We start from the raw sequence: 20,294 nt of genomic DNA, 5'->3' as shown, positions 1-20,294 counted from the left end.
ATACATCTAAGGTTTTATCATTTTTTTAAATAGTTAAAAATAGAGGGAGACCCAAAAGAGATGGGCACCCTCCATTTCGACACCTTCTATTTCTTATTCACTATAGTGGGTTGTTGTTTAGAACAACGTTAAGATCACCAGTTGTTGATGTACCAGCAGCAGTGGCATTTATTTGAATATTGTCTGCTCCAAGAACAAAGAAAGCTTGGTATTGACCTGGTGCAATATCTAAAGTTGTAACTGTAGCTGTTCCATTTCTAAATGTTACAGTTGCACTGCCAGATCCGGCGTTGACTAAGGCATACCCAGTTAACGCAGGAACATCTGATCCAAATTGTGCGTCAAAAAAGGTGGTAGCGGCAGTACCCGCGTTAAATTGAATTTCAACTTGTTTTGCCGTTGACTGCGGTTTAGCAAAAAGTCCACCTGACATTCATATCCCCTCCCTCCTTGTCTGACGTAATAATAAATATATTAAATGTTTCAGGTTTTGTCTCCGACATGCGACCTAGGGTTTGAGTGGATTTTAAAAAACGGGGACAAAAAAAGACTATGATAACTATACATCATAGTCTGAAAACCGGTAAAATCAACCGCAATAATTGCTTTCGTATAAGGAAAAATTTCTTTTTTGTTCCACTTTTATTTATAACAATATATCCCAACTTAATGGTGTTCCTTGTTTTACGTTTTTTTTCACTGCTTTTCCAAGCACTAAATCATAATATTTTGGTGCTAATCCATAACCTGGTCTAATAATCCTAATATTTTCTTTCGTTAATTTTTCTCCAGCTTTCATATCTTTTGCGACATAAATGGATCTTCTCAATTTCAATGATGCTTTTTCTTTCTCTGTCGGGCCATACTTCACCTCACCTAATGCTTGCCATGCTCTTTCTGTTTCAATGACCAATGCTTTCATTTCTTCTGGTTCCATGGAAAAAGCAGAATCAATCCCACCATCTGCCCTTGATAAAGTGAAATGCTTTTCAATGACTGTTGCTCCTAATGCAACACTGGCTACTGCCACGCCTATTCCCATTGTATGATCTGATAAACCAACCTGACAGTTAAATAATTCTCTCATATGCGGAATGGTTAGTATATTGGTGTTTTCAGGAGAAGCTGGATAGGTGCTTGTACACTTTAAAAGAATTAAGCCTTTACAGCCTGCTTCTCTAGCTGCGCGAACCGTTTCATCTAATTCCGCTACGGTTGCCATTCCTGTCGAAATAATCAACGGTTTCCCTGTTGAAGCCACTTTTTTAACGAGTGGAATATCGGTATTCTCAAAAGAGGCAATCTTATACATTGGGACATCTAGTTTTTCCAAAAAATCTACTGCTGTTTCATCAAAAGGAGTGCTAAAAGGAATCATTCCTAATTCTCGAGCCCGATTAAAAATGGGTTTGTGCCATTCCCAAGGAGTATATGCTTGTTGGTAAAGTTGATAAAGCGTATTCCCTTTCCACAAACTTTCCGGATCTTCAATCTTAAAGTCTTTATTATCTAAATTTAACGTCATTGTATCCGCTGTATATGTTTGGATTTTTAATGCATGTGCTCCTGCTTTAGCCGCAGCTTCTACAATTTCTAAAGCACGTTCAAGAGATTGATTGTGATTGCCTGACATCTCAGCGATGATAAATGGCGGCTGGTTTGGGCCAATTTTTCTTCCTTCAACAATAATTTCATTCATATCCTCATTCCCTCTATCATATGTTGTATTTTACTTTTTTGTTCTTTCCATTGTTTATGAAATAAAGCCATTAATATCACATCTGCGTATTGGTTATTTTTAAGGACATGCTCTTTTAAAACACCCTCTTTTCTAAATCCCAACCGTTCATGGTAACGGATGCTTCTTTCATTAGATTGGATAATCTCAGCACATAGTTTACGGATGTTTACCTCTTCAAATATAAAATTGATAGCTAAATATCCCATTAAAGTTCCTAACCCTTTTGGCGCACTTTGATCACCTATATAAAATCCCCAAAAACATTTGCCATTATCAAAATCTATGTTTGTGAAATTTACAACTCCAATCGGGACATTGTCCAAATAAAATACCTTTACAATTGTTGTCTGATCTTTTTTAACTCTGTCAAACCATTTCTTGTGTTCTTCTAATGAAATAACTCGATCATGAAACATCGCCGACCGAACATGCTCTTGATTTCGCCAATTTAATACCATTTCTAAATGTGAGGAATTTATATCCTTAAGCCTTGCACGCTCTAATAAATTCATTTCAGTTCCTCCATAATTGCTTTAACAACCGGATAACTATTTACAATTTCTTTATTTACAAGGTTTACAGCACGTTCAGATAACAATTTAACTTTTTTAGGGTGCTTAATTAAATCGTTTACAGTCTCAACGATCTGATTAGATGTAACGTTATAACTAAAGCCAAGATTAATAGTCGCCCCAAACTGACTAACGGCATCCGTCAACTCTGCTTGATTATCCGCTACAATAATTGTGATAGATGGAAGTCCTAAATAACATCTTTCCCATGTCGTCGTCCCACCAGCACCAATTGCTACATCCGCTTCATTCATTAATTCTGCCATATTTGAAACTTGGCAGTGAAAAAAGAAATTGGAGTGTTGACTACAGAATTTTCGAATTTCATCTTTTCGTTTATTAGATGCTCCTACGACAACATTTACTTTTATGTTATTTTCTAATAAAACTAATGCATTCAATGTCTTGATCGTTTCATTTGTAGGGTCCGTTCCGCCAAAAAAGACAACGATATTATGGATTTTACCGCTTCGTGCACGTTTTTGATGAAAAGCTTCAATAAATTCGTCTCTTAATAACACATAATTTGGTCCTAACAGTTGCCTGCATTCAGAAGAAACTAAATCTTTATATCTCTCTTCATAATTTAAATACCAATTTTGATCAAGAAGAACATCACAAACATGCTTCCGATTAGCCAAATCATCAATCACCATCAGTTTCTTTGTAAACGGCTTAAGCTGAGATTCCCATTTTTCATCTAACCCATAGTGATCAACAATGAAAAAATCTACTGAATGAATGTGCTTTTCCAACAGGTGTTGAGTTTCACAAACATCTTGTTTCCAATTTTCTTGATACCATTTAAAAATAGCGTTATTGTCCTTCTCACTAATCATAATTTTAGGTAAATTATAAACGGTAAACCCATTATCTTTAATAAAATTGATTAAATCTCCCTTATGTTCCCTACATATAAAAGAAATATTGGCATCCTTTTGTTTTAGCTGTTTTGCTAGTGTTAAACATCTCATCACGTGACCAGTTCCAATATCTGACGATGAATCAACTCGAAATACAACATTCATCTTTCAAACACAACCTATGTTTTTTTCTGTTCAATATGAGCATTAATCTTTATCCATTCCGGTTTGTCTTGTAAAACTTGAATAACATCTTCTAACGTAAACAAGGAATTTATTGGATACAATGTCTCTAATATATTTTTAACCAAGAAAAAATCTTCCGCCGTATCTACCGCCCAACGATGCTTGCTTTCGTCCTTTTCATTTGAAACATTACAAAGTCTAAATTGATCAGGATGATGATATATATAAGCAGTTACATGCTCGCGATGCGTTAATTCTTTGGCTTCTTCATGCACTCTTTTTAACACTTCATAAGGAAACACTTCTGTATCCAATCCTCTTGGATATGTGCGCGTTAATGTATTTGAAACATAGTCGTATTGATCCTGATTTTTTAAATAATATCTAACAACTTTATCAATGACATCCGGATCAATAATTGGGCAATCTGATGTTAATCGAACGATCACATCTACATTAAATTCCGTAGCAGCTTCATAATAACGTGATAATACATCCTCTTCCGAACCACGATAGTAGGGAATGGAAAGTTTCTGGCAAAGTTGAACGATTGGGTCGTCAATTTCTTTTGTAGTTGTAGCGATAATGATTTCATTAATCGTTTCCGCTCTTTTAACTCTTTCCATTTGATATTCAAGTAACGTTTTACCAAGTACTTTTTTCAACACTTTTCCTGGAAGCCTTGTGGACCCCGTACGAGCTTGAATAATTGCAGCAACTTTCACTTTTTCACCTTCTTACTTCTTATAATAATCTATCGTTCTCTTCACTGCTTTGATTACATCATGAACGTCTTCTTCGCTCATCGCAGGGAATAAAGGCAAAGTAATCATTTCTTCATACAATTTTTCTGCTTTTGGACAAATCCCTTTTTGATATCCTAATTGTTGATAATAAGGTTGTAAGTAAACAGGGATGTAGTGCACATTGACACCAATATTTTGTTGTTGCAATGCTTCAAAAATTTCCCGTCTTGACGCTGTTAATTGGTCTAAATTTAGTCGAATAATATATAGATGCCAACTGGACTCCCCATCTTCATGTTGAAACGGAATGATCACTTCATCCATATCTTGAAAAGCTTCATTATACATTGCGGCATATTTCCGACGAAGCTCAATAAACTTATCAACCTTCTTCAGCTGACTTGTGCCTAAGGCCGCTTGAATATCCGTCATGCGGTAATTGTAGCCAAGAAATTGCATTTCATAATACCATGGACCATGGTATTCATATAGTTTGTCTTTCTCTCGTACAATTCCATGAGAGCGGAATTGCAGCAATTTTTCATAATATTCTTCATTATTCGTTGTAATAATACCGCCTTCACCTGCTGTAATATGTTTTACTGGGTGAAAGCTGAACATGGTCATATCACTAATCGAACCGACTTTTCTTCCTTTATATGTTGCGCCTAATGCGTGAGCAGCGTCTTCAATGACAACAAGATGATGCTTTTGGGCAATTTCTATAATGCGATCTAATTCAACAGGCTGACCTGTAAAATCAACGGGAATAATTGCTTTCGTTTTATCGGTGATTTTTTCCTCCATTTTATTCGGGTCCATGTTGTATGTTCTTGCATCAATATCCGCAAAAATAGGCGTTCCACCTTGATAAAGCACACAATTGGCACTCGCTGCAAAGGTCATTGGTGTTGTAATGACTTCATCTCCTTCACCAATTCCAGCCGCGAAACAAGCACCATGAAGTGCTGCAGTACCATTTGAAAAAGCGACTGCATACTTAGCGCCGACATATTGCGCTACCGCTTGTTCAAATTTGGATACATATGGCCCTGTGGTTAAATAATCACCACGAAGCACGTTTACAACAGCTGCAATGTCCTCTTCATCAATCCATTGTCTGCCATAAGGCAAATAAGTCAATCGAACCTGAGAAAATATATTTTGCAAAATCCATTACACCTCTTAGACTAAATTTCCTTAACTAATTTTCTTAGCTCTTCAATAGAAAGCCATTGCGTATTCGTATCACTCGCATATTTAAATCCTTCAGGCAAACTCTTTCCATATTTCTCATACTCATGTGACCACCATGGGAATTCTGGTTGAATGACATAATATGTGTCAAATTCAACGGTATGTCGTGCATCATCTTCGGTAATCATCACTTCATGCAACTTTTCTCCCGGTCGAACTCCAACAATCTCGATTTCGCATTCCGGGGCAATAGCTTTTGCTAAGTCTACTACTCTCATACTCGGAATTTTTGGGACAAAGATTTCTCCTCCACACATCCGTTGCAAACTATCTAAAACAAACTGAACACCTTGGTCAAGTGTAATCCAAAAACGTGTCATTCTTTTATCTGTAATTGGTAATTTACCTGTATGGCGAATTTTTTTAAAGAACGGAACAACACTTCCACGGCTGCCAACAACATTTCCATAACGAACTACCGAAAATCTTGTTTCTTTGTCACCTACATACGAATTTGCAGCAATAAATAACTTATCGGATGCTAACTTCGTTGCCCCGTATAGATTTACCGGGCTACAAGCTTTATCAGTACTTAGTGCAATTACTCTCTTTACTCCACGATCAATAGCTGCTTCAATAACGTTTTGAGCCCCATGTATATTGGTTTTTATGGCCTCGAAAGGATTGTATTCACAAGCAGGAACTTGTTTCATAGCTGCAGCATGAATAACAATATCTACGCCATCAAACGCATGATACAACCGTTCCTTATCACGTACGTCACCAATGAAAAATCTTATCCTTGGATCTTTAAACTCTTGTGCCATTTCATATTGTTTTAGCTCATCACGACTAAAAACAATAATCTTTTTCACCTCATATTCAAGAGCCTTTTTTACAAACTTTTTTCCAAACGATCCTGTTCCACCTGTTATCAATATTTTTTTATTTCTGAGCATTGATGATCACCTAACTCCTATACTGGGTTGTTATTAATTTATGTTAGTGGAAACAAATGAGTGATTAACTTAGAATTCCCTTCACGCGCTTTTTCACATAGAATCCCCTTAACCTCCATTATCGTTTCTGCAGTGGTTTTCACACTTTGACATATCGAAATGATGATTACAATTTCCACAAAGGGGTTACACCGGTCGATAGGTGGAATAGCATAGGCCTCGCAGTCGAAATGAAGAATCTTGCACTCCAATTTCGTTCCAGGGGGTGCACATAGTAAGATAGTTTCAATTTCACTAAAGGGCACCGTACATGTCTTGCATAGATTTCCTGTCTTGTTGAAAAGTTGTATCGTAATAAATCCCTTTTTCTGCACAACAACTTTATTCAATGTTTGAACTTTTCCATCTGAAAGGGTCACTTGTGTGCTTTTTCTTTCGTCTGATATTTCTTCGCAGATCAAAGAACGGGGGTCAGATATATGAAGAGGGCGACCGTGGCAATCCGATAGAAAACACTTTACGTTTTTCAAATCTAATTCATCCACTGCAGGCTGGAAGTGAAGCACGATTTTGAATTCACCAATACAGAATCCAGAAACAGTCGGATTACTTTGACACAATAACTCGACAGATTGAAGGTCAACAATGGTAGTACAAAAAGATTGTCCTTGAGATAACGATGCTGCTGTTTTTCCATTAATAATTAATACCAATGGATTTCCACAGCCGGATGTATATTCAATGGATAGCGTTCCGGATATACTCTCAATCCCAGCTTTGGTCCAGAGCGTCGATGGAGTAGTTTTACTACAAGGAACTCGGAACTCACAGCATATCATGTCAGTAAATGTTTTTTGCTGATCCATGCAAATTTTTTCTTCAATCTTTATCTCTGACATTAACTTTACCCAGTCATAAACTTTTGTTACCTTAATACAGTGCGTCATTTGGTCGGTAAAAGATTGCTCATTACGCACCCGGCTCACTCCCCTATGGCCATTATATTTTTTATCATATGTGCGGCCTAATTATAAGTTTAATAAAATAGGCGACTAGGGTAGACCCAAATTATATGTTCCTGCATTAAATAATAATAATTGTAACTATTCAGCCCATTGCTACCTAATTTGCTGCTAAGCAACACAAAGAGGGCGTTTTCTTGCGAAAAACATCCTGTCTAGGCAGAAGCAGAAAATAAGCAATCGCGGTTTCCGTTCAGCAGTTGCTGGAAGGCATCCCATGCTCGTTTCTTCTGTTTTTTTGATCGTCGGGATGACGCTGTACACGAGGTAAAAATTCAATAAACCCATTTAAATTGCAAAATACAATTAAATTAATGTAAAAATCAGTGAACTTAGTGGCGATCATCTATTACAATCATTATTCATACTACAGATAGGCTGGGAATAAGATATGGATAACAAATATACAGGTGAACATTGGAATAATTGCAATAGTGAAGAGGACTTCGTGCAGGATTGCGTGGAGTGTGTATGGAGGACAACTTCAACAAACCCTCTAACCGTTTATATCAGCAATTTGGATGGAGACAATGTATTTGCCTCAGGGGTATTTAAATATACTAATGGTTTTGATAATAGTTTCGTAACGGTAACTTTCCTTCACAATGGAACGGCAATAGGCAATCCCATTGAAGTTTGTTTAGACAGCTGTGTTGCCTTCACGATATCCAAGTTTAATGAAATTAGAGTGATCCCTTCTGCTGCATCAGTAGATTTGCCCGCTGAAGGGGAAATCCATCTTACTATCCGCTATACCTTCCGTTTAACAAAATAGACTCCTAAAAGTTTTCATTTCGAGAGTCTCGACAACAGTCCATTCCAATCAATTCAAAGGTTGCTTCATAACAATTCGAATATCTATGTCAAGTATCCTCCATTCATGATTTTAAGATGATGCTATGCTATTTATTCTCCTGTTAGAAAACTTTTCCTCCAACATAAATAGATCCTGCTTCCTTCAACCGCTGAAAGAAGCAGGATTTAGTCTTTACGATCCCCTTATTCACTTTTACATGAAGAGCCTGGTAATCTCGAACATGGCTCTCATCCTCATAAATTAGGACCTTGTCTTCAGAGTTTTAATTCGTGAATGTGTTCTTAAAAGGCTTGTTGTTTGCGATGATCCGCACGCTTGAAGGTATACCAGTTTGATTTATATAGAAATAAGTATCCACTTTTAAGCTCTTCAGTTTCTAACATATGTTCTATCGAATAATACGCGTTCCGAATGTTTACTAATAGTGCAATCAAGCCAGCAGCAAGGATACATAAAAAACAAAATAAACAATCAACGCTACGTTTGCTTATTTTTTAATTAGATGCAAAAAATAATGTTACGATCAAAAAGAAATGGAAAAAATAACTTTCCCACTAAATGTGAAAGAAACCAACGCTTACGTCTTCATTTCTGCTTTACACCAATATTTGAAAAAACAACTGCTGTACGGAAGGAGAGTGAAGTGAAATGAAAAAATCAACGTTGATTAGATTATCTCTTTTTATATCATTTAGTTTTTTTACTTTCACACCGTACGCTTGCAGTACCGCGTCAACCGATACATCGGACACGCAACTTTCTGCAGCGCATCCCGATGGGAAACACATCGACGTCATCGCCCATCGCGGCGCATCAGGATACGCCCCAGAGCATACACTAGCCGCATACAAAAAAGCGCTGGAAATGAAAGCAGACTACATTGAACTAGACTTGCATATGACAAAAGACGGAGAGCTAGTCGCCATTCACGATGCCACGCTGGCCAGAACGACCAATGTAGAACAAGTTTATCCGAATCGTGCTCCTTGGAGAGTAAAGGATTTTACATTAGCGGAAATAAAACGGCTTGACGCTGGCTCATGGTTTAATAAAAAGTTCCCGCAATATGCTAGCAAGCAGTATGGCAAGGAAAAAATTCCTACTCTCCAAGAAGTAATCGATTGGCTTACACAAAGCAAGTCGAAAACAGCTCTGTACATTGAAACAAAAGACCCAAACGTTTATTCTGGCATGGAAGAAAAACTAGTCGGCATTTTAAAAAAGAACGGATACTTGCAAAAAGGAAAAGTGATTTTTCAGTCGTTCAGCGAAACAAGTTTACGCAAGCTGAAAGGTCTAGTTCCGCCAAATATTCCGCTCATTCAACTATATAGTGCGAGTACGATCAGAAACAAACCTATTGATCATATACTACGCCACGTTTCCAGCTATGCCGATGGCATTTCTCCCGAGCAAACTATCGTTACCCGCAAGCTAGTAACAAAAGCCCATCAGTATCATCTTGTCATTCATCCGTATACCGTCAATACAACGGAAGAGATGCGACGGCAAATTGCGCTCGGCGTAGACGGGTTATTTACCGATTACCCAGACCGACTCGTGAAAATGAACAAAAAGCAAGATAACGGGCAAGACGCCTTTACGCAAATAGAGCTACATTTTTGCCGCCCGCGCCAATTCCTCAAGCCTCCTTAACGCCTCCTCTTTGTCAAAAGAGCTATACCAACGGTCGTCATATACATCTAAAATGCGGTAATGCTTGCTGATAATGTTTTGCTGAAGGCGAAACGGACCCATCCGCTTAATTTCTCTCCACCATACTTTTCCGCCGAGAGTCTTTCCTTTTGGCGCATCAATTTCTTCATGTGCGATCGTTTCAATCACTTCAAGCGGGCTATCGCCAAGCACCGATTCGATAATTTCGCTATCACGAAATAGCGCGCATAGCGCGACGACTTGCGTCCAGTTCGCCTGCGTCCGCCCTTTTTCAATTTGCACGAGCGTTTTTTTCGAAATCCCTAACACTTCCGCCATCTTATCTTGCGTATATCCTTTTTCAACGCGAATTAACTTCATTTTGCTGGAGAGAAGATCGATTACTTCTTGTTTATCCATGGTTATCCCTTCTTTTGTTTACGTAATATAATTACTGTTACTCAAAAAAATTTCCCTTACAAGTGTAATCGTACAATTTTTAGCTCTATTCGTAAATATGCTAATTGCCATTTTCTAGTGATGAAAAAAATAATCTCCCCCTCAACATGAGGAAGGAGATTATTTTTTCGGAAACGAAAACACTATTTTTTTCTCCTTTTCATCCCACATTAACGCTGCATCAAACGTTTTCTCTCCTTTTTTAAACCCTTTGATGACGTTCGTTTTCCCATGCTGCAAAAGCTTTTTTACATTGGCTTGCGAAATCGTTTTGCCAAGAATTCTTTTTGAAATCGTAAATGAGCATTTCGTCTTGGCATAATTGGCGCAGCCATAAAACTCGCCTTTGTCAATGACCGTTCCGCCGCATAATTTGCATGTGCCGACTGGTTTTCCTAACGTCGCTTTCGATGTGGTGCGCTGAATTGATGCCGTATCGAATCCGGCAAAGTTCCAGTGCTGCGACGAGGCAAGCGCGTCTTCGACGATTTTTTTCGATAATTTTTTTACTTGCTCCATAAAATGGGCCGCTGACGCCTTCCCTTCGCCGATTTCGCTTAGACGCTGCTCCCATTTCGCCGTCATTTCCGGAGAGGCTAAAATTTTTTCGCCAATCGCTTCGATGAGCACTTTCGCTTTATCGGTCGCATATACTTGATTTTTCTTTACTTCGATATAATTTCGCTCTTTCAGCGTCGTAATGATGGCGGCGCGCGTCGCTTCCGTGCCAAGACCTTCCGTTTTGGCAAGCACTTTTTCTAATTCTTCGTTATCTAAAAATTTCCCTGCCGTTTTCATCAGCGTAATCAGCTGACCTTCCGTATACCGCTTTGGCGGCTGGGTCTTTCCTTCTTTTATACGGACGTCCAGCACATCGCCTTGTTCGCCTTCACGGAGCGAGGGAAGAATCGCTTCCTCGCCCTCTTCCCGCTGGCTGATGACTTTCTGCCATCCTTCCTGAATTTGCTGCTTTCCTTTCGAAATAAACCGGGCGCGCCCATCAACAAGCGTGATAACGGTCGTATAGTCAAACACCGCCGCTTCGTAATGAGCGGCAATGAGACGCCGCACAACCAAATCGTAAATTTTCCGCTCATCCGCCGATAACTTCGCCGGATCGGCCACTTGCTCCGTCGGGATGATGGCATAGTGGTCGGTCACCTTTTTTTCATTGACATAACGTTTATTATGTAAAATGGACGTGTTCGGCAATGGAAAAAACGGTTGATACTCCGGAAACGCCCGCAATTTTTGCAAAATGTCCGGAAATGTTTCCGCTTCGCCTTTGGTCACATAGTTCGAATCAGAACGCGGATACGACACGATTCCTTTTTGATACAATTTCTGCAAAATATCGAGCGTCTTTTTTGGGGAAAATTGGTACATCTTATTGGCCGCTGCCTGCAAGGAGGACAAGTTGAATAACAACGGCGGATGAAATGTTTTTCTTTCCGTTTGAACCTCTTTTACTTCGGCCGGCTTGTTTCGGCAAAACTGCGCGATTTTTTGCGCCAGCAGCTCCTCCTTGATACGCGTTTCCCCTTTTTCGTCCACCCATTTCCCTTCGTATTGCTTGCCGTCAATGTGAAACTTCGCCACCACTTCCCAAAACGGTTCGGGACGAAACTGCGCGATTTCCTTTTCCCGTTTCACGATGAACGCGAGTGTCGGCGTTTGCACTCTTCCTACAGAAAAGACATCATTCATCCCTTTTTGCTTTAGCAAAATGCTGTAAACACGAGAAGCGTTCATCCCGACAAGCCAATCGGCACAGGCGCGCGCGTACGCTTCTTCATATAAATTTCTTGTTTCGGCTTCATCTAACAGCTGGCGGAATCCTTCGTAAATCGCTTTTGGCGTTAACGACGAAAGCCAAAGCCGCTTCATCGGCTTTTTCACACCGCTCATTTGAATAATATTGCGGACGATCAGTTCTCCTTCTCTTCCGGCGTCACCAGCATGGATAATTTCCGTCACTTCCGGTTTGCGAAGCAGTTCTTTCACAATCGCAAACTGTTTTGCTTTCGCTTTTTCTACCTCATATTGAAAACGCTCCGGAATGATCGGCAGCGTCTCGAGCTTCCATTGTTTCCATTCCGGACGATACCGTTCGGGCGGAACGAGCTGGAGAAGATGCCCGATCGCCCATGTCATATACGCTCCTTTCGGAAACAATTCATTTGGAAAAATTTCAATATATCCTTGATGTTTTTTCGTCTGAAAAATCGACGCCAATGTGACGCCTTGATCTGGTTTTTCGGCGATAATCACTTTCATGATGAATTACTCCTTGTTGTTCGTTGTGGATTACGGCACTTCATGTCCCATCGAGCTTTGCAAAATGTCAAACCACTGCTCGCGGCGAAGCGGCAGCATAAGCGCGCGCACCGTCAGCATGGTCAAACGTCGTAATTCCTTGTTCGAGGCAAAATTCAATAAGATCAAGTATCTGTTCTTTGGAATAATTCCACTCCGCTAGTCTCCATGATCCGTGAATAATGCGGGAGAAGGTTAAATCTTCTGCTAAACGTATTCTCTCCACAAAGTCCCCTCCTCTTCTTTATCGTACACATATACATTCCACATCGTTTCCGCCACTCCTTTCCTTGTATCGAGTAATCTTTTCGTTTTTGCGCATACTACGTAACAACGGAAAAAACAGGAAAGGAAGAGGCCGATGATGAAAAAACGATCGTATGTATGGTTGATTGTCATACTGCTGCTTATTCCGCTTCGAACGGATGCGGAAGAAACAAAAATCAATGCAAAATACCAATGGAATCTAGCCGACATTTACGTGTCGGAAGCCAATTTCAAACGCGACTATCAAGCAGTCGCCGATGCGTTGCCGAAACTGTCCTCCTATGAAGGCAAGCTTGCACGCGCTTCCAACGTCGCCAAACTATTTGCCCTTAATGAAAGGATAGCACGAAAGCTCGAAAAATTGTCCCTTTATGCTCACTTAAAACAAGATCTTAACATTGAAGACAAGACGGCCGCTCATCTAAAAGCGCAAGTGGAAACACTGATTTCCGACTATGCGGCAAAAACGGCGTTTATCGAGCCGGAACTGCTGTCGCTTTCCGAACGGACGCTTGCCAAGCTGCAAAAAAGCAAGCCGCTTAAGCCATACCGCTATTATTTTGAAGAATTGCGCGAACGGAAAAAGCATACTCTTTCCAAAAGAGAGGAACAGCTGCTCGCCAAGCTTTCTCCCATCATGAGTGATCCGGAAAACATTTATAACAATGCCGCGCGCGGCGATTATGACCCGCCTTCTGTGCGCACACCGGACGGAAATACGGTTTCGTTGACGGATGAAAACTATACAAAAGCGCTTGAACATCCGGATCGCAACTATCGCAAGCGGGCGTTTCAAACGCGTTTTCAAAGCTATGAAACGATCGAAAACACATCCGCCGCCACGTTATACGCATCTGTGAAAGCGGACGAACTGTACGCGAAAGCGCGAAAATACAAATCTGGGCTCGATGCGGCACTATCGGCCGATGATGTGCCAAAACAAGTGTTTACCAATCTCATTTCTACCGTCAATACTCACTTGCCGTCACTGCATCGCTATGTCGAACTGCGCAAAAAGGCGCTCGGCGTCGACCGTGTCCACACTTACGATATGTCTGTACCGCTCGTTGAAGAGACCATCGCGAAAAAAATGAAGTTTCCGTTCGAAACGGCGCAATCGCTCATCCTTGAAGGGCTGAAACCGCTCGGAGACGACTACATCCAAAACGTGCGGCGCGCTTTCGAACAGCGCTGGATTGACGTCTATCCGCGCCCAAAAAAATATACGGGCGGCTATAATACGGGGGCGTACGACACCCATCCGTTTATTTTGCTCAACTACGACGGGTCGCTCGATGGCTTGCTGACGACCGCCCACGAAATCGGGCACGCGATGAATTCCGTCTATACAAACAAAACGCAGCCATACCATTATTCTAGACAATCGATTTTTACCGCGGAAGTCGCTTCCACCGCCAACGAATGGCTGATGATGGATTATTTCTTAAAGCAAGCAAAAACGGACGAAGAAAAGCTGTATTTGCTCAACCAGCAAATCGATCAAATTCGCGGCACATTATATACGCAAGTAATGTATTCCGAATTCGAACAAGCGATTCATGACAAAGTGCGGCAAGGCGGGAGCTTAACCGCATCCGAACTGAACGAGCTTTGGCTTCGCCTGTTGAAAAAATATTACGGCCCTGCCTACGCCGCCGATCCGGAAGCTGCGCGCGGCTGGCTGCGCATTCCGCATTTTTATGATGCGTTTTACGTATACAAATACGCAACCTCGCTCGCCGCTTCCTTTGAGCTTGTCAAGCAAATGAAAGCGGATGAAACCGGAGAGGCGACTAAACGCTATTTGCAGTTTTTGCGCTCTGGAACATCCGACGACCCGATCCGCCTTTTACAAAAAGCGGGAGTGGATATGACATCACCGAAGCCACTCGAGAACCTGCTTTCTTATTTCGATTCGCTCGTCCGCGAAATGGAACAGCTGTTGAAAAAACAAGGAAGACTGTAACCGGAAATAAGTCTGGCTCCAAAAGGTTACTTTCCAAGCCTTTTCGAGCCAGCGCTTTTTGATCCAATCGACAAACAACATTTACTTTACTTTAATGCGGAAAACATAGCTGCCGTCTCCTTGTTTCCAGCTCGCCATAAGATGATAAACATACATCCCGCTTTCACTTGGCGCAGTAATTTTTTTGCCGATCATCTTTACATTTATTTCTTTTCCTTCGTTCATCCTTCGCTTTACTGATAAAGAAACAGGTTCTTTTTCAAAATGTATTGCTATTTTGGAATGAGGAGCGACCTCAACCGGTTCGTGTACGTCTCCTACTTTCGCTGGAGGCGCATATGCCCAATCGACACACTTTGATGTAATAAATGCTTTCCAGCAGTAAGAACCTTGTGCAACAGGAATTTTTTGTCCCGACGCCGATATGTCTGGCACCGGAGGTTTGGAGCTGGCAGTCGCAAAAAAGTATGCTCCTAAACTGCATAAACCTGCGATCATCAATATAGCAAAAAATTTTTTCATGGCTACCTTCCCTTTTAGACCTTTTACTTATTAGACGGCGTTCGCTAAAAGATTGTTGCAACATATCATAAGCGAAGCGCATGAAACTTTCCCTTGATCCGTCTCTACGATGTTGTGGCTGTTTCTTTCAACCATTACCAATAAACCGAAAAAAGGCCACCGCGTATAGTCTTGCGGTGACCTTTCATCATGCCTATCGAAAATTAATGCTCCGTATCTCCCATCTTTTCAATCTTCTCTTTCACTTTCCGAATTTTCTCCATTTTGTTATCCCAACATGCTTGGCTTAAATCGACGGGATATTGCTCGGGATTCATCGTCCGCTTGTATTCGTCCCAAAGCAATTTTAAATTTTCTTTCGTGAATTGTTGAATTTCTTTTAGCGGAGGAGAAGTATATACGAGTTTTCCATCTTGGAAAATGGTATGATGCAAATCTCGCGCTTCAAAATTTGTCACAAATTTACTAATAAATGTATAAACAGGATGGAACATTTTCAGCCGTTCCTCTTTTTGCGGATTTTCGCTTTCAAGCGCAATATAGTCTCCTTCCGCTTTTTTGTTGATTTTATTAATAATGCGGTACACCCGTTTCAACCCGGGAGTTGTCACCTTTTCCGGGTTGCCGCTGATTTTAATTGTATCGACCATATTCCCGTTTTCATCCTCAATAGCGACTAATTTGTAGACAGCTCCTAAAGCTGGCTGATCGTAAGCGGTAATTAATTTCGTGCCGATTCCCCATGCATCGATTTTCGCCCCTTGGGATTTTAAATTAAGAATCGTTTCCTCATCTAAGTCGCTCGAAGCAAAAATTTTCGCATCTTTAAACCCAGCTTCATCTAACATTTTTCGTGCTTCTTTTGATAAATACGCTAAATCGCCGCTATCGATGCGTATGCCAATAAAATTAATTTGATCGCCTAGTTCTTTGGCCACTCTAATAGCATTTGGCACGCCTGATTTTAATGTGTCATACGTATCTACGAGAAACACGCAATCTTTATGGCGGCGCGCATATTTATGGAATGCGACATATTCGTCTTGATATGCCTGAACCAACGCATGAGCGTGCGTGCCAACAACCGGGATGCCGAAAAGTTTTCCTGCACGCACGTTGGAAGTCGCTTCAAAACCGCCAATGTAAGCGGCGCGCGCTCCCCACAGTGCAGCGTCCATTTCGTGCGCCCGGCGGCTGCCGAACTCCATCGCCATTTGATCGCCAAGAATTTGTTTAATGCGGGAAGCTTTCGTCGCAATTAATGTTTGGAAGTTGATAATATTTAAAATCGCTGTTTCGATTAATTGCGCTTCAATTAATGGAGCTTCGACGCGAAGAATCGGTTCATTGCCAAAGACTAGCTCCCCTTCTCTCATCGAGCGCAACGTGCCTGTAAAACGAACGGTTTTCAAATATTCCAAAAAATCGTCCCGATACCCTAATTCCGAGCGCAAATAGTCAATATCGCTTTCTGTAAACCGGAAATTTTGCAAATATTGAATAACCCTTTCTAAGCCCGCGAACACCGCGTATCCGTTTCCAAAAGGAAGTTTTCGAAAAAACACTTCAAATACGGCTTTGCGCTGATGAATACCGTCTTCCCAGTACGTTTCTGCCATGTTGATTTGATACAAATCCGTATGAAGAGTAAAACTATCATCTGTATATTTTTGATGCATTGCATTACCTCCAAAAACTAGTCAGTTTTAATCCGCTTGTCCAACACCAACACTTATTTTATTCCACTACTTCCGCGCCTAACGAATGTTTGAAGTGATCGAGCGCCCATTCGTGCCCGACAGGATTGAAGCTCGCAACCGCTTTTTTATGTACGACGATGCGAAATCCTTTGTTATACGCGTCGACCGCTGTATGAAGCACGCATATGTCGGTGCAGCAGCCTACCAAATGAACTTCTGTAATTCCTCGTTCCCTCAGTTTAATTTCTAAATCCGTGCCCGCAAATGCGCTATATCTCGTTTTATCCATCCAATATACGTTATCTTTATGCTTATTCGCCTGATAAACCGCTTCCAACTCTCCGTATAACTTCCGGCCTTCTGTGCCTTCGATATTATGCGGCGGAAACAGTTTCGCTTCTGGATGATACGTGTCGCCGGCTTTGTGGAGATCAATCGCAAATACGACATAATCGCCATTTTCGATAAACTCTTTCGTAATCCGCACAAGCTCTGATTCGATTTGCTGCCCCGGCTTTCCGCAAGTAAGCGCGCCGTGATCGGCAATGAAATCAATCGTATAATCGATGTTTATCAATGCTTTTTTCATACGCAGCTCCCCCATTATCCGAATTTTCACGTGTGAATAATGCGCAAGATTATGCTCTGAGACGCGGCATATGTTGGCGCAGAGACACTTTCTTTAGCAGTATATCATTCTTAGTGTCGAATAAACACGATTTAAATTTTCAACCAATACAAGTACAATTATATATCAATATTCTTAGAAAAATCGATATTTCTGCCTTGAGTTCACGAGTTTAGGGATTTTTTTTCGAACAAATCGCTTTGTTATGATGAAGTTTGTTTATCTTTCACTAAGTTCAGACCATTTCCCCTCTCATTTCATCAAGGAGTGTCTGTGCAATGTCAATATGACGACGGATGCGTAGCGTTGTTTCAGAGAATGGACAGAAATAAAAGTAGGCCCGAAACAATATGCTAATTTACACCCTCTTTTAAACACGCTTTATTTTGCACAGCGATTAGTCTTAAAATAAAAAAACTCGAAAGGCTTGTAGCCAATCAAGGTAATTAAGGTTTATCACTCACTTTTTTTCGTATACGGTAATAAATAATTCTCCGTCATCTTCTTCAAACACTTCCACGACTATATTCCGTTCCGGGAATCGATCTTTCAAACTAAGTGTCCAAAATACTTTCAGAACATTGCCTAAAACCTTTATTTGTTCTTCTATATCCTCCTTTTCGTCAACATTAATATGAAAAAAGTCTCTAACTTGGTACAGATTCATCATTTTTTCGATACATACTTTATCGTTTTGACAATCTTCTTTCCATAATTCAAAAATTTCTCTTGAAAACTTATCCTTTAATATTAGACATCCCTCTACTTCAAGAACGTCCGGATAAAAAAACTTCGCAAATGCAAGTGCAGTTTTTAAATCCGATTTAACATTAACATTTTCCATTCTTATCTCTTACTATTTCTGTTGAATTAGGTACGCCATATTCTTTCGGTTTATTTCTACTTTTTCCCTTCCCCTTTCCAACTACTTTATCCCCAGTATTGCCAGCGATATTCATTCCGCCTGGCGCATTACCGCGGCTGTTCGATAAAGCAGTTCCTCCGTTTCATTCAGCTTTTCTTCATATCGATGGAGCCAATGAAAAAGTTCGCCTTTGAGCTCATCGATGGCATCAGAGCCAACTCTGGGAATCTCCATCACTAAAGAGGGAAGTTCCCAGGAAAGCGTGGTCCGCGCGCGCTGACAGGCGTCTTCCGCATCGGGGACATGCTTTGCTACTGCTTCCAGATCTTCCGGCTGAACTCGAATCGCAGTCATTGTATTTCCTCAATCTTTCGCTCTATTCGGGCGGTTTCCCTGCTTATTTCATGAAGAAGATCGTCTTCGGTCACATTGTGTGCCTCGATTTGTCGCAAGTCCCCGTATACCAATTTTTCCAGATGACGATAGGGACTTTTTCCTTATCTATTATTCTGCTACGGTAAACATGTCAAAGTTCCTTCGAAAATTGCCTTGTTTATGGAACAAGCTTTTTCATGCGGGGAACGATGGCGGTAAAGAGAATGATCAGAAAACCTAAACAAAAAATAGAAAAATACAGAAGAAAAGGTAATAATATATAGATAGCATCAATACGTGTAAGGCGATAGACCAAATAAAAACCCGCCGCCTTCCTTACATAGAAAGCGGCGGGGCTGTTTATCTTGTCTATCCATTTTCTGCGGCTTTGACCGCTTTTAGTTGTGTACGTAAAATCAATGATTGAATGATCGAGAAGCAGCCGCCGACAACCCAGTACAAAGATAGTGCGGACGGAACGGAATTTGCCCCGATAAAAATCATAATCGGCATGATATATGACATCATCGCCATTTGCGGCATTTGTTGTTCCGTCATTGATGGCGACAACCGCACCGAGATGAATGTCGCGAGGCTTGCCAAAATCGGCAAAATGAAGTAAGGATCGCGATGGCCGAGCTGCACCCATAAAAACGAATGGAGCTTAATTTCTTGGGTGCGTGAAATTGCGTAATAGAGTGCCATAAAAATCGGCATTTGAATAAACACCGGCAAGCAGCCGCTCGCAGGATGAATGCCATGTTTTTGATATAGCTGCATCATTTCCTGCTGGAGTTTTCGTTGTGTCTCGATATCGTTGCCTTTATATTTCTCTTGGAGTTTTTGCAATTCCGGACGAAGCTTTTGCATCGCAATCGTTGTTTTATATTGCTTTAAGATCAGTGGCAACAAACAAAAACGAACGATTAACGTTAACACAATGATGGCAATCCCATAGTTATCTCCAAATAGATGCCCAAGCATTAAAAGCAATTTCGACATTGGGTAAACAAAATAATGATCCCAAATACCTTGGCTATGTTCGTCAATCGGCGCATTGCGATTGCATCCGCTTAATAAAACAACCATTCCTAGTAATGTAAAAATCCATTTTTTCATAAGAGACCTCCTTATTGTTTCATCAATGTGCGAAGAATAAAAGAGGTCTCCTTCCTTCTTCATCGGATTGATAGGAATGTTCCCGTACAGGAATTTTCTGCTTTTGCGGCGTGAAAATTCGGCGGAGAGGGATCATAGCACGCGTAAAATATACGTGATCTTTTTCCCGCTCTGCACGTGCAAGTGTAACGTCATATAAAAAAGCTTTCGTTTGCCGGTATTCGGTGATATAACATCGCATCACAACAAGCAGTGCGCTGACAAGCGACACATACGTCAGCAAATCGAAGGGTGCTTCCACTCTCCCACCTCTTTTCT

At 40.8% G+C, this 20,294-nt stretch carries 19 protein-coding genes and 3 pseudogenes; 3 read left to right on the top strand and 19 right to left on the bottom strand.

Going from position 1 to position 20,294, the window contains the following annotated elements:
• Positions 1 to 100: 100 nt before the first annotated feature.
• From B9L23_RS09950 to B9L23_RS09915, 8 genes are all read right to left on the bottom strand, one after another.
• Complete coding sequence (locus B9L23_RS09950) at positions 101 to 433, bottom strand: S-Ena type endospore appendage (protein ID WP_062754190.1); 333 nt, start codon at positions 431 to 433, stop codon at positions 101 to 103.
• A 213-nt stretch (positions 434 to 646) separates the two neighbouring features.
• Positions 647 to 1,699 carry a pseudaminic acid synthase gene (gene pseI / locus B9L23_RS09945; protein WP_062754192.1) on the bottom strand — a complete coding sequence of 351 codons (1,053 nt, stop codon included), beginning with the start codon at positions 1,697 to 1,699 and terminating at the stop codon, positions 647 to 649.
• Complete coding sequence (pseH, locus tag B9L23_RS09940; protein ID WP_089097566.1) at positions 1,696 to 2,253, bottom strand: UDP-4-amino-4,6-dideoxy-N-acetyl-beta-L-altrosamine N-acetyltransferase; 558 nt, start codon at positions 2,251 to 2,253, stop codon at positions 1,696 to 1,698. Before pseH ends, pseI begins: the two co-directional genes overlap by 4 nt.
• On the bottom strand, positions 2,250 to 3,341 hold the full coding sequence (gene pseG / locus B9L23_RS09935; RefSeq protein ID WP_089097565.1) for a UDP-2,4-diacetamido-2,4,6-trideoxy-beta-L-altropyranose hydrolase: 1,092 nt from the start codon (positions 3,339 to 3,341) through the stop codon (positions 2,250 to 2,252). Before pseG ends, pseH begins: the two co-directional genes overlap by 4 nt.
• Positions 3,342 to 3,355: 14 nt before the next feature.
• On the bottom strand, positions 3,356 to 4,087 hold the full coding sequence (locus tag B9L23_RS09930) for a cytidylyltransferase domain-containing protein (protein ID WP_089097564.1): 732 nt from the start codon (positions 4,085 to 4,087) through the stop codon (positions 3,356 to 3,358).
• Positions 4,088 to 4,099: 12 nt separating this feature from the next.
• Complete coding sequence (pseC, locus tag B9L23_RS09925) at positions 4,100 to 5,278, bottom strand: UDP-4-amino-4,6-dideoxy-N-acetyl-beta-L-altrosamine transaminase (protein WP_240345799.1); 1,179 nt, start codon at positions 5,276 to 5,278, stop codon at positions 4,100 to 4,102.
• A 20-nt stretch (positions 5,279 to 5,298) separates the two neighbouring features.
• Positions 5,299 to 6,264, bottom strand: coding sequence for a UDP-N-acetylglucosamine 4,6-dehydratase (inverting) (gene pseB / locus B9L23_RS09920; protein ID WP_062754202.1), 966 nt, complete (start codon positions 6,262 to 6,264; stop codon positions 5,299 to 5,301).
• A gap of 38 nt (positions 6,265 to 6,302) precedes the next feature.
• A complete protein-coding gene (locus B9L23_RS09915) occupies positions 6,303 to 7,241 on the bottom strand; it encodes a BMQ_0737 family morphogenetic spore coat protein (protein WP_062754204.1) in 939 nt (312 codons plus the stop codon).
• 436 nt (positions 7,242 to 7,677) lie between these two features.
• Here B9L23_RS09915 and B9L23_RS09910 point away from each other — a divergent pair, with 436 nt between their 5' ends.
• Together B9L23_RS09910 and B9L23_RS09905 are read left to right on the top strand one after the other, a co-directional pair.
• The gene (locus tag B9L23_RS09910) at positions 7,678 to 8,061 is read left to right on the top strand and encodes an S-Ena type endospore appendage (RefSeq protein ID WP_062754206.1); all 384 of its coding nucleotides are present in this window, start codon (positions 7,678 to 7,680) and stop codon (positions 8,059 to 8,061) included.
• Positions 8,062 to 8,751: 690 nt separating this feature from the next.
• Positions 8,752 to 9,759 carry a glycerophosphodiester phosphodiesterase gene (locus B9L23_RS09905; protein WP_089097562.1) on the top strand — a complete coding sequence of 336 codons (1,008 nt, stop codon included), beginning with the start codon at positions 8,752 to 8,754 and terminating at the stop codon, positions 9,757 to 9,759.
• Here the strand turns inward: B9L23_RS09905 and B9L23_RS09900 are convergent.
• From B9L23_RS09900 to B9L23_RS09890, 3 genes and pseudogenes are all read right to left on the bottom strand, one after another.
• Complete coding sequence (locus B9L23_RS09900) at positions 9,718 to 10,179, bottom strand: helix-turn-helix transcriptional regulator (protein WP_062754209.1); 462 nt, start codon at positions 10,177 to 10,179, stop codon at positions 9,718 to 9,720. The genes B9L23_RS09905 and B9L23_RS09900 overlap by 42 nt on opposite strands.
• 159 nt (positions 10,180 to 10,338) lie before the next feature.
• A complete protein-coding gene (locus B9L23_RS09895) occupies positions 10,339 to 12,495 on the bottom strand; it encodes a DNA topoisomerase III (protein WP_089097561.1) in 2,157 nt (718 codons plus the stop codon).
• Between the two features lie 112 nt (positions 12,496 to 12,607).
• Positions 12,608 to 12,760 (bottom strand): annotated as a pseudogene (locus B9L23_RS09890) (aldo/keto reductase); the annotation flags it as partial.
• 135 nt (positions 12,761 to 12,895) lie between these two features.
• On the opposite strand from B9L23_RS09890, the gene pepF reads away from it, so the two are divergent.
• The gene (pepF, locus tag B9L23_RS09885; protein WP_089097560.1) at positions 12,896 to 14,767 is read left to right on the top strand and encodes an oligoendopeptidase F; all 1,872 of its coding nucleotides are present in this window, start codon (positions 12,896 to 12,898) and stop codon (positions 14,765 to 14,767) included.
• Positions 14,768 to 14,848: 81 nt separating this feature from the next.
• On the opposite strand, the gene B9L23_RS09880 is transcribed toward pepF, so the two are convergent.
• The 8 genes and pseudogenes from B9L23_RS09880 to B9L23_RS09845 all read right to left on the bottom strand — a co-directional run bounded on the left by B9L23_RS09880 (position 14,849) and on the right by B9L23_RS09845 (position 20,277).
• Positions 14,849 to 15,289, bottom strand: a complete 441-nt coding sequence (locus B9L23_RS09880) for a hypothetical protein (RefSeq protein ID WP_089097559.1) — start codon at positions 15,287 to 15,289, stop codon at positions 14,849 to 14,851.
• 203 nt (positions 15,290 to 15,492) lie between these two features.
• Positions 15,493 to 16,968, bottom strand: coding sequence for a nicotinate phosphoribosyltransferase (locus B9L23_RS09875; RefSeq protein ID WP_015863797.1), 1,476 nt, complete (start codon positions 16,966 to 16,968; stop codon positions 15,493 to 15,495).
• Between the two features lie 58 nt (positions 16,969 to 17,026).
• Positions 17,027 to 17,578 (bottom strand): cysteine hydrolase family protein, encoded by a 552-nt coding sequence (locus B9L23_RS09870; RefSeq protein WP_015863796.1) that lies wholly within the window; start codon positions 17,576 to 17,578, stop codon positions 17,027 to 17,029.
• 499 nt (positions 17,579 to 18,077) lie between these two features.
• Complete coding sequence (locus tag B9L23_RS09865) at positions 18,078 to 18,461, bottom strand: hypothetical protein (protein ID WP_089097558.1); 384 nt, start codon at positions 18,459 to 18,461, stop codon at positions 18,078 to 18,080.
• 114 nt (positions 18,462 to 18,575) lie between these two features.
• Positions 18,576 to 18,836, bottom strand: a pseudogene (locus tag B9L23_RS09860) (pre-toxin TG domain-containing protein); the annotation flags it as partial.
• Positions 18,833 to 18,964: pseudogene (locus tag B9L23_RS21030) on the bottom strand (DUF5082 domain-containing protein); the annotation flags it as partial. The pseudogenes B9L23_RS09860 and B9L23_RS21030, both read right to left, overlap by 4 nt.
• Positions 18,965 to 19,226: 262 nt before the next feature.
• The gene (yidC, locus tag B9L23_RS09850) at positions 19,227 to 19,976 is read right to left on the bottom strand and encodes a membrane protein insertase YidC (protein WP_081188717.1); all 750 of its coding nucleotides are present in this window, start codon (positions 19,974 to 19,976) and stop codon (positions 19,227 to 19,229) included.
• Between the two features lie 22 nt (positions 19,977 to 19,998).
• Complete coding sequence (locus B9L23_RS09845) at positions 19,999 to 20,277, bottom strand: hypothetical protein (protein WP_062678042.1); 279 nt, start codon at positions 20,275 to 20,277, stop codon at positions 19,999 to 20,001.
• Between the last annotated feature and the right edge of the window lie 17 nt (positions 20,278 to 20,294).

It is taken from the genome of Parageobacillus galactosidasius (genome assembly GCF_002217735.1).
GTDB lineage: Bacteria > Bacillota > Bacilli > Bacillales > Anoxybacillaceae > Parageobacillus_B > Parageobacillus_B toebii.
Note: the sequence above shows the minus strand (reverse complement) of the source record. Positions and strands in the feature narration are given on the sequence as shown.

Bases quoted from the DNA above. Each gene is read 5' to 3' on its own strand.
- pseB (WP_062754202.1), bottom strand. From the start codon at position 6,264: ATGCTCAGAAATAAAAAAATATTGATAACAGGTGGAACAGGATCGTTT.
- B9L23_RS09880 (WP_089097559.1), bottom strand. From the start codon at position 15,289: ATGAAAAAATTTTTTGCTATATTGATGATCGCAGGTTTATGCAGTTTA.
- pepF (WP_089097560.1), top strand. From the start codon at position 12,896: ATGATGAAAAAACGATCGTATGTATGGTTGATTGTCATACTGCTGCTT.
- B9L23_RS09895 (WP_089097561.1), bottom strand. From the start codon at position 12,495: ATGAAAGTGATTATCGCCGAAAAACCAGATCAAGGCGTCACATTGGCG.
- B9L23_RS09865 (WP_089097558.1), bottom strand. From the start codon at position 18,461: ATGGAAAATGTTAATGTTAAATCGGATTTAAAAACTGCACTTGCATTT.
- pseH (WP_089097566.1), bottom strand. From the start codon at position 2,253: ATGAATTTATTAGAGCGTGCAAGGCTTAAGGATATAAATTCCTCACAT.
- yidC (WP_081188717.1), bottom strand. From the start codon at position 19,976: ATGAAAAAATGGATTTTTACATTACTAGGAATGGTTGTTTTATTAAGC.
- B9L23_RS09900 (WP_062754209.1), bottom strand. From the start codon at position 10,179: ATGGATAAACAAGAAGTAATCGATCTTCTCTCCAGCAAAATGAAGTTA.
- pseG (WP_089097565.1), bottom strand. From the start codon at position 3,341: ATGAATGTTGTATTTCGAGTTGATTCATCGTCAGATATTGGAACTGGT.
- B9L23_RS09910 (WP_062754206.1), top strand. From the start codon at position 7,678: ATGGATAACAAATATACAGGTGAACATTGGAATAATTGCAATAGTGAA.
- B9L23_RS09870 (WP_015863796.1), bottom strand. From the start codon at position 17,578: ATGAAAAAAGCATTGATAAACATCGATTATACGATTGATTTCATTGCC.
- B9L23_RS09950 (WP_062754190.1), bottom strand. From the start codon at position 433: ATGTCAGGTGGACTTTTTGCTAAACCGCAGTCAACGGCAAAACAAGTT.
- pseI (WP_062754192.1), bottom strand. From the start codon at position 1,699: ATGAATGAAATTATTGTTGAAGGAAGAAAAATTGGCCCAAACCAGCCG.
- B9L23_RS09905 (WP_089097562.1), top strand. From the start codon at position 8,752: ATGAAAAAATCAACGTTGATTAGATTATCTCTTTTTATATCATTTAGT.
- B9L23_RS09875 (WP_015863797.1), bottom strand. From the start codon at position 16,968: ATGCATCAAAAATATACAGATGATAGTTTTACTCTTCATACGGATTTG.